Genomic DNA, 15,410 nt, shown 5'->3' on the forward strand with positions numbered 1-15,410 from the left:
GGAGTATTCATGAAACAAACCGTTTATACCGCCAGTCCTGAAAGTCAGCAGATCCATGTCTGGCGTTTGAATACAGAAGGTTCGCTTACGCTGGTTCAGGTTGTTGATGTGCCAGGCCAGGTGCAGCCGATGGTCGTCAGCCCGGATAAACGTTTTCTTTATGTCGGCGTACGCCCGGAATTCCGCGTACTGGCATACCGTATCTCCCCGGATGACGGCGCGCTGACCTATACCGCAGAAGCCCCGCTGCCGGGCAGCCCGACCCATATTTCCACTGACCATAAAGGCAACTTTATCTTCAGCGGCTCCTACAATGCAGGCTGCGTGAGCGTCACCCGCCTGGAAGACGGTATTCCCGTTGAAACCGTCGACGTGGTAGAAGGGCTAGAAGGTTGCCACTCCGCCAACATTTCGCCGGATAACCGCACGCTGTGGGTGCCAGCGCTTAAGCAGGACCGCATCTGCCTGTTCACCCTGAGCGATGACGGCCATCTGGTCGCGCAGAGCCCGGCGGAAGTCACCACCGTGGAAGGCGCAGGCCCGCGCCACATGGTCTTCCACCCGAATCAGCAGTATGCCTATGTCGTTAACGAGCTGAACAGCTCGGTAGACGTGTGGGAACTGAACGATCCTAATGGACAGATCGAGTGCGTACAGACGCTGGACATGATGCCATCTGATTTCTCCGACACACGCTGGGCGGCAGACATTCACATTACGCCGGATGGCCGTCACCTGTATGCCTGTGACCGTACCTCCAGTCTGATCACCATCTTCAGCGTCTCTGAAGACGGCAGCGTTCTGGCAGTTGAAGGCTTCCAGCCGACAGAAACCCAGCCGCGCGGCTTTAATGTCGATCACAGCGGCAAATACCTGATTGCGGCGGGGCAGAAATCCCACCACATTGCGCTCTATGAAATCCAGGGCGTGCAGGGTCTACTGGAAGAGAAAGGACGCTATGCGGTCGGACAAGGGCCGATGTGGGTTGTGATTAACGCTCATTGATCCGTAGACGAAAAAAACCTCGCAAATGCGAGGTTTTTTTTATGCGCGGTTAATGCATGAGGTAGGCCGGGTAAGGCGCAGCCGCCACCCGGCAGCAGGCATTTTACTGCTTCGGCTCAGCAACCACTTTGCTACCCAGACCGCGGTTGTTGTATTCCCACATGCGGTTAAAGTTAGCGTCGTTCAGGTTACGCTGCACATTGTCTTTATCATCCACCGTGCCGGTGTTGCCGGAGAAAGGACGTTTCGAGATCGCCGCATCCGCCCACGGTTTTGCCATGTTAAAGCCTTCGTTAATCACGCTGTCGCGGATCACGACCTGGCCGTTAGTGGCGGAGTCCACGTCCAGCGAGCGACCAAGCTGCGCCACGCCATCGCCAGCAGCAGTAAAGCGGCTATTCACGGCCAGGAAGCCATAGAACAGGTTAGACTGCGTGGCCGGGGCAAAGACGTAACCTTCCTGCTGCGTACGTGAATTCACCACGCGGAAGTCGGTGTTATCAAATACCACCGCGCCGCGGCCAGAGACCATATCCACGTCGCCTTCAATGTAGCTGTTGGTGACCAGAGTACGCGTCAGACGGTTGTTCTGAAGGGTATTCTGCACGCCGCTGTTGGTCACGAAGAAGGTGTTCTGGCGGCCCAGGATATTGACGTTGTTAATCTGTACCTTGTCGCCATCGCTACGCAGCGCCACGGCCTGATGATTACCTGCGTCAACGCTGTCGCCCAGGGTGTTCTGAATGGTCAGGTTCTGCAATTGCAGGCCATTGTTCTGTGACCAGAATACCGCTGAACACATCACGCCAATGGTGGCGGCACGCTTGCGCTGGCAGTTATCAAACATATACCACGCCGGTTTACCTGGCATGTATTTACCGGCCGGGTTCACCAGATGGCGCCAGGTGGTGCTGTCGATCTCTGAATCAATCGCCAGGCCAATTTTTACGTCGACCGCTTTTTCGCCCAAGCCGTAAAGCGTAATGCTTCCCGGTGCCGCCGGAACATAAACGGTTCCTTCGTATTCACCCGGCAGGATGGCAATGTACTGACGAGATGCGCTGTGTTTGGTAATTGCGGCATCAACGGCTGCCTGAATAGAGGTGTGTGTAACGCCCTCTGCCCCGGCCGGGCCGACAACGAAGTCTGGCTGTTTCGGCAGGTTAATAGAAGAAGGCGTCCACGGGGCTGCATTGGGATCCATCGCCGAGAAATAGTGCGCACGGGTGAAGTTCTTCGCTTCAGCCGCTGACAGGATCGGACGGGAAGCGGTGCCCGGAGCAACCTGCTCAGAAGGTTGCTGATCCGGTGGTGTTGAACTGCAAGCGGATAAAGTCACGCCAAAGGCGAGTGCCAACGCCAGACGGGAAATCCTGGAAATATTCAAGGTAATGCTCCTGGGTATGCAAGTCTTATCTGGATAGACGAAATAGCCTGCTTTTTTATACTAAGTTGAGCGAAACGGGAAGATAAAAACCGGAAAAGTTGCATTTTTGCCCGCAGGCGACGGGAAAGTCATCACAAATAAATAACATTTTCCCCCAATGCGGTTGACAGCAGGCGGCAGATGAAAATAAATGTCTATACAACCCATGACAAGTGGAAGGCACATGCAGCAGCTTCATCCCGATGATGTGATATGGCGAAATGCGCGACTGGCAACCCTGGCGACAGGTGAGGCGGAGCCCTACGGCCTGAGAGAACAACATGCCCTCGTTGTGCGCGGCCAGACGATTCTGGCCATTGTTCCTGAATCCGAGATCCCCTCCGGGCATCGTCAGTGTGTCGATCTCGACGGGCGTCTGGTTACCCCCGGCCTGATCGATTGCCACACCCATCTGGTGTTCGGCGGCGATCGCGCAGCGGAATGGGAGCAACGGCTTAACGGCGTGTCATATCAGACCATTAGCGCGCAGGGCGGCGGAATTAACGCCACGGTCACGGCCACCCGCAACAGTTCGCCGGAAACGCTCCTGACGGTGGCGCAGCAGCGACTCCAGCGGCTGATGAATGAAGGCGTAACGACCGTTGAAATCAAATCGGGATACGGACTGAATGCCGAAGCCGAAGAGAAAATGCTGCTGGTTGCCCGCCAGCTCAGCCTGAATAATCTGGTCGATATCAGCCCGACGCTGCTGGCCGCGCACGCCGTTCCTGCCGAGTACCGACAGGATCCGGATGCCTATCTGGCGCTGGTCTGTGAGCAGATCATGCCCACGCTGTGGCAAAAAGAGTTATTTGAAGCGGTGGACGTGTTTTGTGAAAACGTCGGCTTTACCCCGGCGCAAACCGAGCGCCTGTTCCGGGCCGCCGCCGCGCTCGGGATCCCGGTAAAAGGGCATGTAGAACAACTGTCGAATCTCGGCGGCGCGGCGCTGGTCAGCCAGTATAAAGGGCTGTCGGCCGATCATATTGAGTATCTCGATGATTCAGGTATTCAGGCGATGGCGCAAAGCGGCACGGTGGCGGTATTGCTCCCCGGCGCGTTCTATTTTCTTCAGGAGCGCCAGCGTCCACCGGTGGCGCAGCTGAGAGAGCAGGGCGTGCCGATGGCGGTGGCTACCGACTACAATCCGGGCACCAGCCCGTTTGCCAGCCTGCATCTGGCAATGAACATGGCCTGCGTCCAGTTTGGCCTCACGCCGGAAGAGGCCTGGGCTGGCGTGACGCGGCATGCGGCGCAGGCGCTAGGACGTGGTGCGACGCACGGGCAGTTAAAGCCAGGTTATGTGGCTGATTTCGTCGTCTGGGAGGCGAATCATCCGGTTGAGATGGTTTACGAGCCGGGGCGGAATCCTTTGTATCAACGCGTGTTTCGGGGGCAGGTAGCATGAAACTGTGGCATCCCGTCTCTCCGCAGGTCTGGCAGGGTCGTGACGACAGCGCCGAGTCCAGCACCGCGAAACGTCTCTTCCAGACCATACAGCAGCGCGAAGACTTTTCTCCCGCGCCGTCAGGCATCGCCCTGCTGGGCTTTGAATGTGATGAAGGTGTTAAGCGTAACCAGGGCAGGCCCGGTGCTGCACAGGCGCCCGATGTGTTGCGTGGCGCGCTGGCGAATATGGCGAGCCATCAGGGGCATGCGCGCCTCGTGGATATGGGCGCTATTTATGTTGAAGGCCACGCGCTGGAGGCGGCACAGCAGGCGCTGAGCGAGGCCATAACCGCGTGCCAGCAATCCGGGATGCGTACTCTGGTTTTCGGCGGTGGACATGAAACCGCCTGGGCGCACGGGCGCGGCGTGCTGGACGCCTTTCCGAACGATCGCCTTGCGGTGATCAACCTGGATGCGCACCTCGATTTACGCAAGGCCGAACGGGCAACGTCCGGCACGCCGTTCCGCCAGCTGGCGCACTACTGCGCGTCTCAGTCGCGGGTGTTTCACTACGCCTGCCTGGGGGTAAGCCGTGCGGCGAATACTCAGGCGCTGTGGGAGGAAGCTGAGCGGTTGAACGTGACGCTGGTTGAAGATCTCGATTTTCGCCGGGATGCGCTATCCGCGCTGGATAGCGTGCTTGCGCAGGCAGACCGGGTTTATCTCACCGTTGACCTTGATGTGTTGCCTGCCGCAGAAATGCCCGCCGTGTCCGCCCCTGCGGCGTTGGGGATCCCGGCGCTGGATCTGTTCCCGGTGATTGAGCGTATCTGCCGAAGCGGTAAACTACAGGCGGCGGATCTGGTGGAATTTAATCCGCACTACGATCGGGACGGACAGGGCGCTAAGCTCGCCGCCCGACTGGCCTGGCAAATTGCTCACTGGTGGGCATAACAACATTCAAGGAGTCATGATGTTTTCACGCTCGCCCCTGCCGCAGCCGAGCCCTCCCGCGCCTTTTTACGAAAAGGTGAAGCAGGCGATCAGCGAAAAAATCGCCGCCGGCGTCTGGCGCCCGCACGACCGCATTCCGTCCGAGGCCGAGCTGGTGGCGCAGTTTGGCTTTAGCCGAATGACCATCAACCGCGCACTGCGTGAACTGACCGATGAAGGGTTGCTGGTGCGTTTGCAGGGTGTCGGAACCTTTGTCGCCGAGCCAAAAGGACAGTCGGCGCTGTTTGAAATCCGCAGCATTGCCGATGAAATTGCCGCCCGCAACCATCAGCACCACTGCGAGGTGCTGGTGCTTGAAGAGACGCAGGCCAGCGCCGAACAGGCCATCGAGCTGAACGTTACCGAGGGCACCCGGATTTTCCATTCGGTGATGGTGCATTATGAGAACGACATTCCGGTCCAGATTGAAGATCGCTGCGTCAACGCGGAGCGGATACCGGATTACCTGAGCCAGGATTACACCCAAACCACACCGCATGCGTATCTCTCGCTCGTCGCCCCGCTGACGGAAGGGGAGCATATCGTGGAAGCCGTGCGCGCCACGCCGCAGGAGTGCGTGCTGTTGCGTATTAAAGAGCACGATCCCTGTCTGCTGATCCGCCGTCGTACCTGGTCGTCCTCGCAAATTGTGTCGCATGCGAAGCTGCTATTCCCGGGGAATCGCTACCGGTTGCAGGGCCACTTTATGTCATAAGTTTTATAAGCGTGATCGCTAACGCAATATAGCAAAATTGTATCTTTTTTGTTAAATCCGACCTTGTGTGTGCTTGTCTATACAAGTATATCTAAATGCATCACCTGGCCCTTATGAGGAACACACAATGTCGTCAGATAAATACCGCAAGCAGGATGTCCGCGCCGCGCGCGGCACCACGCTCACCGCAAAAAGCTGGCTCACCGAAGCACCGCTGCGCATGTTGATGAACAACCTTGATCCTGAGGTAGCAGAAAATCCCCACGAGCTGGTGGTCTACGGCGGCATTGGCCGCGCCGCGCGCAACTGGGCGTGCTATGACGCGATTGTTGAGTCTTTGACGAATCTCGAAAACGACGAAACGCTGCTGGTGCAATCCGGCAAACCGGTTGGCGTATTCAAAACCCATAAAAATGCGCCCCGCGTGCTGATTGCCAACTCCAACCTGGTGCCGCACTGGGCGACGTGGGAACACTTCAACGAGCTGGACGCAAAAGGGCTGGCCATGTACGGCCAGATGACCGCGGGTAGCTGGATCTACATCGGCAGCCAGGGGATTGTGCAGGGCACGTATGAAACCTTCGTGGAAGCGGGCCGTCAGCACTATAACGGATCACTGAAAGGCCGCTGGGTGCTCACCGCCGGACTGGGCGGCATGGGCGGCGCGCAGCCGCTGGCCGCGACGCTGGCGGGCGCGTGCTCCCTGAACATTGAGTGCCAGCAGAGCCGCATCGATTTCCGTCTGCGTACCCGCTATGTTGATGAACAGGCCGACAACCTCGATGACGCGCTGGCGCGCATCAAAAAGTACACCGCTGAAGGCAAAGCCGTGTCGGTTGCCCTGTGCGGCAACGCGGCGGATATTCTGCCGGAACTGGTGGCGCGCGGCGTGCGTCCGGATCTGGTCACCGACCAGACCAGCGCTCACGATCCGCTCCACGGCTATCTGCCAAAAGGCTGGACGTGGGAAGACTACCAGCAAAAAGCGGAAACCGATCCTGAGGGCACGGTACTGGCGGCTAAACGCGCCATGGCGGAACACGTCTCCGCGATGCTGGCCTTCAGTAAGATGGGTATTCCGACCTTTGATTACGGGAATAACATCCGCCAGATGGCGAAAGAGATGGGGGTGAATAACGCCTTTGACTTCCCCGGCTTCGTGCCCGCCTATATTCGTCCTCTGTTCTGCCGCGGCATCGGGCCGTTCCGCTGGGTTGCCCTGTCCGGCGACCCGGAGGATATCTACAAAACCGACGCCAGAGTGAAAGAGATTGTCGCCGATGACGAACACCTGCATCGCTGGCTGGATATGGCGCGCGAACGCATTAACTTCCAGGGCCTGCCGGCGCGTATCTGCTGGGTCGGGCTGGAGTGGCGGCAAAAACTCGGCCTCGCCTTTAACGAAATGGTGCGCAGCGGCGAAGTCTCCGCGCCGATCGTCATTGGCCGCGACCACCTGGACTCCGGCTCTGTCGCCAGTCCGAACCGTGAAACCGAAGCCATGCGCGACGGCTCGGATGCGGTCTCCGACTGGCCGCTGCTGAATGCCCTGCTGAACACCGCCAGCGGCGCGACCTGGGTGTCGCTGCACCACGGCGGCGGCGTCGGGATGGGCTTCTCCCAGCACTCCGGGATGGTCATCGTCTGTGACGGAACTGATGAAGCGGCCGCGCGTATCGCTCGCGTGCTGCACAACGACCCGGCAACCGGCGTGATGCGTCACGCGGATGCGGGTTACGAGATTGCCATTGATTGTGCCAAAGAGCAGGGCCTGAACCTGCCGATGATCCCCGCCACACAAGGAAAGCCTGCATGAACGCGTTAACACTTACTCCCGGCTCGCTGACGCTCAAACAGCTGCGTCACGTCTGGCGTCAGCCGGTGACACTCTCCCTTGATGAAAGCGCCCACCGTGCCATTAACGACAGCGTGGCCTGCGTGGAGGCGATTGTGGCGGAGGGGCGCACCGCCTACGGCATCAATACCGGGTTTGGCCTGCTGGCGCAGACCCGCATCGCCACGCACGATCTGGAGAATTTACAGCGTTCGCTGGTGCTGTCGCACGCGGCGGGGGTTGGCCAGCCGCTGGACGATGAGATCGTCCGCCTGATGATGGTGTTGAAAATCAACAGCCTGGCGCGTGGGTTTTCCGGCATTCGTCTGAGCGTGATCCAGGCGCTGATGGCGCTGGTCAATGCGGAAGTTTATCCGTGGATCCCGGCGAAGGGCTCCGTCGGCGCCTCCGGCGATCTGGCGCCGCTGGCGCATATGTCGCTGCTCCTGCTGGGTGAAGGCCAGGCGCGCTGGCAAGGGGAGTGGCTGCCTGCGAAAGAGGCGCTGAAAAAAGCTGGCTTAACGCCGATCACCCTCGCGGCAAAAGAGGGGCTGGCGCTGCTCAACGGCACGCAGGCGTCGACCGCTTTCGCGCTGCGCGGTCTGTTTGAAGCGGAAGATCTGTTCGCCTCGGCGGTGGTGTGCGGTGCACTGACCACTGAGGCGGTGCTCGGCTCGCGTCGTCCGTTCGATGCCCGCATCCACGAGGTGCGCGGCCAGCGCGGGCAGATTGATGCCGCTGCCATGTACCGCCACGTACTTACCGATACCAGCGACATTGCCGATTCGCATCACAACTGTGAGAAGGTGCAGGATCCGTATTCCCTGCGCTGCCAGCCGCAGGTGATGGGCGCATGCCTGACGCAGCTGCGCCAGGCGGCAGAAGTGCTGCTGGTCGAAGCCAATGCGGTGTCCGATAACCCACTGGTATTTGCTCAGGAAAATGAGGTGGTTTCTGGCGGTAACTTCCACGCCGAGCCGGTGGCGATGGCCGCAGATAATATCGCCCTGGCGATTGCCGAAATCGGGGCGCTGTCTGAGCGTCGAATCGCGCTGATGATGGATAAGCACATGTCCCAGCTACCGCCATTCCTGGTGCGCAACGGCGGCGTGAACTCGGGCTTCATGATAGCCCAGGTCACCGCCGCGGCACTGGCAAGCGAGAACAAAGCCCTGTCGCATCCGCACAGCGTGGACAGCCTGCCAACCTCAGCCAACCAGGAAGATCACGTTTCGATGGCCCCGGCTGCCGGGCGTCGCCTCTGGGAGATGGCCTCTAACACCCGCGGCGTGCTGGCGGTGGAGTGGCTGGCGGCGTGTCAGGGTATTGATTTGCGCGAAGGGTTAAAATCCAGCCCACTGCTGGAGCAGGCGCGCCAGGAACTGCGCGAGCACGTTACGCACTACGATGACGACCGCTTCTTTGCGCCGGATATTGATAAGGCAATGCAACTTCTGGAAGAAGGACGGCTGGTGGGGCTGTTACCTTCGGTGCTGTGATTTTTACCCTCACCCTAACCCTCTCCCACAGGGAGAGGGAATTGTTAGGTTTTCTCCCTCTCCCTGTGGGAGAGGGCCGGGGTGAGGGCATCAGCCCGCACGATTACGAATACATCGCCGTAATCGACGCGCTACCCAGCGAATGGAAATGCACGTTAAAGCCTACCATCGCGCCGCTCGCCCCTTCGTCGACCTCAATCTTGTCCACATCCAGCGCGTGCACGGTGAAGATATAGCGGTGCGTTTCCCCTTTTGGCGGCGCCGCGCCGCCGTAGCCCGCTTTGCCAAAGTCAGTGCGCGTCTGAATCGCACCGTCAGGCAGAGCAACCAGATCGGAACCGGAGCCCTGCGGCAGCACGCGCGTGTCGGCGGGCAGGTTTGCCACGATCCAGTGCCACCAGCCCGACCCGGTTGGCGCATCCGGATCGTAGCAGGTCACGACAAAACTTTTGGTTCCCGCTGGCACATCGTCCCACGCCAGATGGGGAGAGATATTATCCCCCTGATAACCCATCCCGTTAAACACGTGACGTTCCGGCAGCTTTTCGCCGTCGCGCAAATCTTTACTGATGATTTTCATCCGATTTCCCTCGTTACTCACTCATTCAGAAAGTGTAACGCATGGGGTTAAATCGCGAAATGCGCTGAAGTGTTAACGGCTTCAACCACTGCCCCGGTCAGCTTGCGGAGCTGATCCGCAGAAATGGTGTACGGCGGCATGAGGTAAATCAGCTTACCGAAAGGTCGCACCCACACGCCCTGGTCAACGAAGAAGCGCTGCAACGCGGCCATGTTCACCGGATGCGTTGTCTCGATTACCCCGATGGCGCCCAGTACGCGGACGTCCGCGACGTATTCCGCCTCCGCCGCCGCGCTTAACTGCTGCTTCAGCTGCGCCTCAATCGCCGCCACCTGCGTCTGCCACGCGCCGCTTTCCAGAATGGCGAGGCTTTCGCTTGCCACGGCGCAGGCCAGCGGGTTGCCCATAAATGTCGGGCCGTGCATAAAGCAGCCCGCGTCGCCGTCGCTGATGGTATCGGCAACCTGGCGGGTGGTAAGCGTGGCGGAGAGCGTCATGGTGCCGCCGGTGAGCGCTTTCCCCAGGCACAGAATATCCGGCGCGATCCCCGCATGCTCGCAGGCGAACAGCTTCCCGGTGCGGCCAAAGCCGGTGGCGATCTCATCGGCAATCAACAGGATCCCTTCGCGGTCGCACATCTTCCGAATGCGCTTCAGCCACTCGGGATGGTACATCCGCATTCCGCCCGCGCCCTGCACAATCGGTTCGAGAATAACGGCGGCAATCTCGTGGCGATGGGCCGCCATCAGCCGCGCGAAGCCCACCATGTCCATCTCGTCCCATTCGCCGTCGAAGCGGCTCTGCGGGGCTGGCGCAAACAGGTTTTCCGGCAGATAGCCTTTCCACAGGCTGTGCATGGAGTTGTCCGGATCACATACCGACATCGCGCCGAAAGTGTCGCCGTGATAGCCGTTGCGGAAGGTAAGGAACCGCTGGCGCGTTTCGCCCTTCGCATGCCAGTACTGCAACGCCATTTTCATCGCCACTTCCACGGCCACCGAGCCGGAGTCGGCCAGGAAAACGCACTCCAGCGATTCAGGCGTCATCGCTACCAGGCGACGGCATAAATCCACCGCGGGCTGATGCGTGATCCCGCCAAACATCACGTGTGACATCTGGTCAATCTGCGCTTTCATCGCCGCGTTCAGTCGCGGGTGGTTGTAGCCATGGATCGCTGCCCACCAGGAGGACATCCCGTCAACAAGCCGCTCGCCGCTGGCGAGATGCAGCTCGCAGCCGTGGGCAGAGGCCACCGGATAGACGGGAAGGGGGCGGGTCGTGGAGGTGTAAGGGTGCCAGATATGCTGCTTGTCGAAGGCGAGATCGTCCTGGGTCATAATCGACTTGTAAACCATTTTGAAAAGTTTTAGGTTTACAAGTATAAACCGAACCGACAATTAACAAAACCCTTTGGAGAAGCCCGATGGCTCACCACGCACGCTGGACGATGTCGCAAGTCACTGAATTATTCAATAAACCTTTCCTGGAGCTGATGTTTGAAGCGCAACAGGTGCACCGCCAGCACTTCGATCCGCGTCATGTTCAGGTCAGCACGCTGCTGTCGATCAAAACCGGGGCTTGCCCGGAAGACTGCAAATATTGCCCGCAAAGCGCGCGCTATAAAACCGGTCTCGAATCCGAACGCCTGATGGAAGTCGAGCAGGTGCTCGACTCCGCGCGCAAGGCCAAAAACGCTGGCTCGACCCGCTTCTGCATGGGCGCGGCGTGGAAAAATCCACATGACCGCGACATGCCCTATCTGGAGCAGATGGTGAAGGGGGTGAAGGCGATGGGGCTTGAAGCCTGCATGACCCTGGGCACGCTGAACGAGGAGCAGGCGCAGCGTCTCTCGGCGGCGGGGCTGGATTACTACAACCACAACCTCGATACTTCGCCGGAGTTTTACGGCAACATCATCACCACGCGCACCTATCAGGAGCGTCTGGACACGCTGGATAAAGTGCGTGATGCGGGGATCAAGGTCTGTTCCGGCGGGATCGTGGGACTGGGCGAGACGGTAAAAGATCGTGCCGGCCTGCTGTTACAGCTGGCAAACCTGCCGACCCCGCCGGAAAGCGTGCCCATCAACATGCTGGTGAAGGTAAAAGGGACGCCGCTGGCGGATAACGAGGACGTGGATGCCTTCGATTTCATCCGCACCATCGCGGTGGCGCGCATCATGATGCCGACCTCTTACGTTCGCCTCTCTGCCGGTCGCGAGCAGATGAGCGAGCAGACCCAGGCGATGTGCTTCATGGCCGGGGCCAACTCCATCTTCTACGGCTGCAAACTGCTGACCACGCCAAACCCGGAAGAGGACAAAGATGTCCAGCTGTTCCGTAAGCTGGGGCTGAACCCACACCAGACCGAGGTACAGGCGGGGGATAACGAGCAACAGCAGCAGCTGGAGCAGCAGATTTTTAACGCCGACACCGACCAGTTCTACAACGCGGCAGCCGTATGACCTGGCAGGCACGTATCAGGACCGCGCTCGACGAGCGGCGGGCGGCGGATGCGTTTCGGGTGCGCAGGGTAGTGGAAAACGGTGCAGGCCGTTTTCTCTCCCGGGAAGGAGAGCGGTTCTGTAATTTCTCCAGCAACGATTATCTGGGCCTGAGCCAGCACCCGCAGATCGTTCGCGCCTGGCAGCAGGGCGCGGATCGTTACGGCGTGGGCAGCGGTGGCTCCGGGCACGTCAGCGGCTACACCACGGCGCATCAGGCGCTGGAGGAAGAGCTGGCCGACTGGCTGGGCTACCCGCGGGCGCTGCTGTTTATCTCCGGTTTTGCCGCGAATCAGGCGGTGATTGCCGCCCTGATGGGCAAAGACGACCGCATCATCGCGGACCGCCTGAGCCACGCGTCCCTGCTTGAAGCGGCCAGTCTCAGCCCGGCGCAGCTGCGGCGTTTTGCCCATAACGATGCCTCTCAGCTGAACGTCCTGCTGGGTAAACCCTGTTCAGGGCTTCAGCTGGCGGTGACGGAAGGGGTATTCAGCATGGACGGCGACAGCGCGCCCCTTGCCACCTTGCATGACGTCGCAAAACAGCAGAACGCCTGGCTGCTGGTCGACGATGCCCACGGCATTGGCGTCACCGGCGAGGAGGGGCGCGGAAGCGCGCACCAGCAACGCGTCAGGCCGGAACTGCTGGTGGTCACCTTCGGCAAAGGCTTCGGCGTCAGCGGCGCCGCGGTGTTGTGCAGCGAGCCGGTGGCCGATTACCTGGTGCAGTTCGCCCGGCACCTGATCTACAGCACCAGCATGCCCCCGGCGCAGGCCGTGGCGCTCTCTGCGTCGCTTGCGGTGATCCGCGGCGAAGACGGCGCTGAACGCCGGGCGCGCCTGGCCGACCATATTCAGCGTTTTCGCCGGGGGGTAAGCGCACTGCCTTACCGGCTTACCGACTCGCACAGCGCCATTCAGCCCGTGATTGTGGGTGAAAACCATCGGGCGCTGATGCTGGCACAGGCGCTACGAGAACGCGGGCAGTGGGTCACGGCGATCCGCCCACCCACCGTGCCGCCAGGCACCGCGCGCTTGCGTCTGACGCTCACGGCAGCGCACGAGCCGCAGGATATCGATACGCTTCTGGAGGCACTGTATGTCTCCTGTCAATAAACAGGCCGTTGCCGCCGCGTTTGGCCGGGCAGCGCAAAGCTATTCACAGCACGATGAGCTGCAACGCCTGAGCGCCCGCGGGCTGCTGGCCGCGCTCGGTGAGGGGCGTTTTGCGCAGGTGCTCGACGCTGGCTGCGGGCCTGGCGGCAATAGCCGCTACTGGCGCGCAACGGGTAGCCACGTCACGGCGCTGGATTTATCCGCGCAGATGCTGGATGAGGCCCGCCAGCAGCAGTCAGCAGACCGTTATCTGGTGGCCGATATCGAGGCCATCCCGCTGGAGGATGCGCTGTTTGACCTTGTCTGGAGCCATCTGGCGGTGCAGTGGTGCGCCAGCCTGCCGCAGGCCCTACGCGAGCTATACCGCGTGGCGCGGCCCGGCGGAGCGGTGGCCTTTACCACCATGCTGGAAAGTTCGTTGCCAGAGCTAAATCAGGCGTGGAGGGCAGTGGATGCGCAGCCGCACGCCAACCGGTTTCTCTCGCACCAACAGGTCACTCAGGCGCTGGCAGGCTGGCGCTATCGCAGCGTGGTCCAGACCGTCACCCTCGAATTTAGCGATGCGTTAAGCGCCATGCGATCGCTTAAGGGCATAGGCGCGACGCACCTGCACGCCGGACGGGAGAAGAAACCCCTTACCCGTGGCCAACTCCAGCGTCTCGAGCTGGCCTGGCCGCAGGAGCGGGGCCGGTTCCCGCTCTCTTATCATCTTTTTCATGGGATTATTGAACGTGACTGAACGTTATTTTGTTACCGGCACGGACACTGAAGTCGGTAAAACGGTTGCCAGCGCCGCGCTGTTGCAGGCGGCGCGTCTGCTGGGGAAAACTACGGCCGGGTATAAGCCCGTAGCCTCCGGCAGCGAGATGACGCCGGAAGGCTTACGTAATACCGATGCGCTGGCGCTACAGCGTAACAGCAGCCTTACGCTGGCCTATTCTGCGGTGAACCCCTATACCTTTGCTGAACCCACCTCGCCGCACATCGTCAGCGTCGATGAAGATCGTCCGATTGATTTTTCGGTGCTCTCTTCCGGGTTACGCGTCCTGGAAACGCAGGCCGACTGGGTGCTGGTGGAGGGGGCTGGCGGCTGGTTTACCCCGCTGTCCGACGAGCAGACATTTGCTGACTGGGTGCAGGCCGAGCAGCTTCCGGTCATTCTGGTGGTTGGCGTGAAGCTTGGCTGTATCAATCACGCCATGCTGACCGCCCAGGCCGTGCAGCAGGCCGGGTTGCGTCTGGCAGGGTGGATTGCCAATGACGTGGTAGCGCCGGGTAAACGTCATGCTGAGTATCTGGCGACGCTGAAGCGGGTGCTGCCTGCGCCGTTTCTCGGCGAGATCCCGTGGCTTGCCGACGGCGCAGAGCAGGCGGAAACCGGACGCTATCTCGACCTCAGCGCCTTATGTCCCGCGCCATCCAGTGCGCAATAAGGTCGTCATCCAGCTCGTTAACGTGGCCCTGTGCCACGTTACGCCCGCGATAGAGCATGCAGAAACGATCCGCTACCCGGCGGATAAACGACAGCTGTTGCTCCGCTAACAGCACCGTCATTCCCAGCTCCCGATTCAGCCGCACCAGCAGCTGCCCCAGCCTGCGCGCGAAACCGTGCCCTGCGCCATGCATGGGCTCATCCAGAATCAGCACGCGCGGACGATTAACCAGCGCACTGGCGAGGGCCAGCTGATACTGGTCGTCAGGGGACAGCGCAGAGGCACGGCTCTGTCGCAGCGGATAGAGCTCCGGAAACAGGGCATACACGTCACTTTTTGATGCCGGGTCGGGTTTCCCCGTCGCCCGCATAGCGATATGCAGATTTTCATCGACGGTGAGCTGGGAAAATATTCGCCGATCCTGCGGGACGTAGCCTATCGTCGGCGGCGCCGGGAATGCGGACGCAGGGTTGAGCAAGTTATGCGGCGGCGCGCCAGCCTCATGCCAGATGATGGTGCCGCTCTCGACGGGCACCTTTCCGGTAATGCAGTTCATAAGCGTGGATTTGCCCATGCCAGGCAGGCCAACAATGCCCGTACAGATGCCTTGCGGGAAATCGATATTCACGTTCCATAGCGTATGTTGGCTTCCGTAAAACTGATTTACAGCACGCAGACTCAACATCTTTCTCTCCTTAAAAATGTGTGGGGTGATGCACAGAGTGATGTCTGCAAAACGCCTGCCAGGAACTTCATAATGATTAAATAAAGGCCATTTTTAGGAATAACTCACTATCAAAAGCTGAACGTTTATACGAATTGCACACTCCCGGTGCTGCGTATGTCAAATTGTGGTGCAGGAGAAATGACAGAATTGTGATTAAGATCTCGCCAGTCGCTTATGAAAAAATGAACGTT

At 60.0% G+C, this 15,410-nt stretch carries 14 protein-coding genes; 10 read left to right on the forward strand and 4 right to left on the reverse strand.

The features are described 5' to 3' along the window. The first annotated feature begins 9 nt into the window (after positions 1–9). Complete coding sequence (gene pgl, locus ACWKXX_RS02360; protein WP_015571095.1) at positions 10–1,005, forward strand: 6-phosphogluconolactonase; 996 nt, start codon at positions 10–12, stop codon at positions 1,003–1,005. A 103-nt stretch (positions 1,006–1,108) separates the two neighbouring features. Here pgl and ACWKXX_RS02365 read toward each other — a convergent pair whose 3' ends face one another. Next, entirely contained in the window at positions 1,109–2,392 is a 1,284-nt protein-coding gene (locus tag ACWKXX_RS02365) for a putative acyl-CoA thioester hydrolase (RefSeq protein WP_017384948.1), read from the reverse strand. Between the two features lie 223 nt (positions 2,393–2,615). Here ACWKXX_RS02365 and hutI point away from each other — a divergent pair, with 223 nt between their 5' ends. The 5 genes from hutI to hutH all read left to right on the forward strand — a co-directional run bounded on the left by hutI (position 2,616) and on the right by hutH (position 8,861). Next, complete coding sequence (hutI, locus tag ACWKXX_RS02370) at positions 2,616–3,839, forward strand: imidazolonepropionase (RefSeq protein WP_261666360.1); 1,224 nt, start codon at positions 2,616–2,618, stop codon at positions 3,837–3,839. Beyond that, a complete protein-coding gene (gene hutG / locus ACWKXX_RS02375) occupies positions 3,836–4,774 on the forward strand; it encodes a formimidoylglutamase (protein ID WP_261666359.1) in 939 nt (312 codons plus the stop codon). Before hutI ends, hutG begins: the two co-directional genes overlap by 4 nt. A 19-nt stretch (positions 4,775–4,793) precedes the next feature. Next, on the forward strand, positions 4,794–5,528 hold the full coding sequence (locus ACWKXX_RS02380) for a histidine utilization repressor (RefSeq protein ID WP_017694120.1): 735 nt from the start codon (positions 4,794–4,796) through the stop codon (positions 5,526–5,528). Between the two features lie 127 nt (positions 5,529–5,655). After that, a complete protein-coding gene (gene hutU / locus ACWKXX_RS02385) occupies positions 5,656–7,344 on the forward strand; it encodes a urocanate hydratase (RefSeq protein ID WP_003858533.1) in 1,689 nt (562 codons plus the stop codon). Next, positions 7,341–8,861 carry a histidine ammonia-lyase gene (hutH, locus tag ACWKXX_RS02390; protein ID WP_015571090.1) on the forward strand — a complete coding sequence of 507 codons (1,521 nt, stop codon included), beginning with the start codon at positions 7,341–7,343 and terminating at the stop codon, positions 8,859–8,861. The genes hutU and hutH overlap by 4 nt, the downstream gene beginning before the upstream one ends. Before the next feature lie 103 nt (positions 8,862–8,964). Here hutH and ACWKXX_RS02395 read toward each other — a convergent pair whose 3' ends face one another. Next, complete coding sequence (locus tag ACWKXX_RS02395; protein WP_003858531.1) at positions 8,965–9,441, reverse strand: kinase inhibitor; 477 nt, start codon at positions 9,439–9,441, stop codon at positions 8,965–8,967. 47 nt (positions 9,442–9,488) lie between these two features. After that, a complete protein-coding gene (gene bioA, locus ACWKXX_RS02400) occupies positions 9,489–10,778 on the reverse strand; it encodes an adenosylmethionine--8-amino-7-oxononanoate transaminase (protein ID WP_039271302.1) in 1,290 nt (429 codons plus the stop codon). An 86-nt stretch (positions 10,779–10,864) separates the two neighbouring features. Between bioA and bioB the strand changes: the two genes are divergently transcribed. From bioB to bioD, 4 genes are read left to right on the forward strand one after another with little or no spacing between them, the layout of a single operon-like run. Further along, positions 10,865–11,905 carry a biotin synthase BioB gene (gene bioB / locus ACWKXX_RS02405; RefSeq protein ID WP_017694116.1) on the forward strand — a complete coding sequence of 347 codons (1,041 nt, stop codon included), beginning with the start codon at positions 10,865–10,867 and terminating at the stop codon, positions 11,903–11,905. Further along, positions 11,902–13,059 (forward strand): 8-amino-7-oxononanoate synthase, encoded by a 1,158-nt coding sequence (gene bioF / locus ACWKXX_RS02410; RefSeq protein ID WP_032102637.1) that lies wholly within the window; start codon positions 11,902–11,904, stop codon positions 13,057–13,059. The genes bioB and bioF overlap by 4 nt, the downstream gene beginning before the upstream one ends. Next, complete coding sequence (gene bioC, locus ACWKXX_RS02415; RefSeq protein ID WP_048247634.1) at positions 13,043–13,798, forward strand: malonyl-ACP O-methyltransferase BioC; 756 nt, start codon at positions 13,043–13,045, stop codon at positions 13,796–13,798. Before bioF ends, bioC begins: the two co-directional genes overlap by 17 nt. Then, positions 13,791–14,492: a dethiobiotin synthase gene (bioD, locus tag ACWKXX_RS02420; protein ID WP_023303329.1), complete on the forward strand. Its 702-nt coding sequence runs from the start codon at positions 13,791–13,793 to the stop codon at positions 14,490–14,492. The genes bioC and bioD overlap by 8 nt, the downstream gene beginning before the upstream one ends. Here bioD and ACWKXX_RS02425 read toward each other — a convergent pair. Further along, complete coding sequence (locus tag ACWKXX_RS02425) at positions 14,455–15,177, reverse strand: ABC transporter ATP-binding protein (protein WP_015571086.1); 723 nt, start codon at positions 15,175–15,177, stop codon at positions 14,455–14,457. The genes bioD and ACWKXX_RS02425 overlap by 38 nt on opposite strands. Between the last annotated feature and the right edge of the window lie 233 nt (positions 15,178–15,410).

The organism is Enterobacter sp. UPMP2061, from assembly GCF_053709615.1.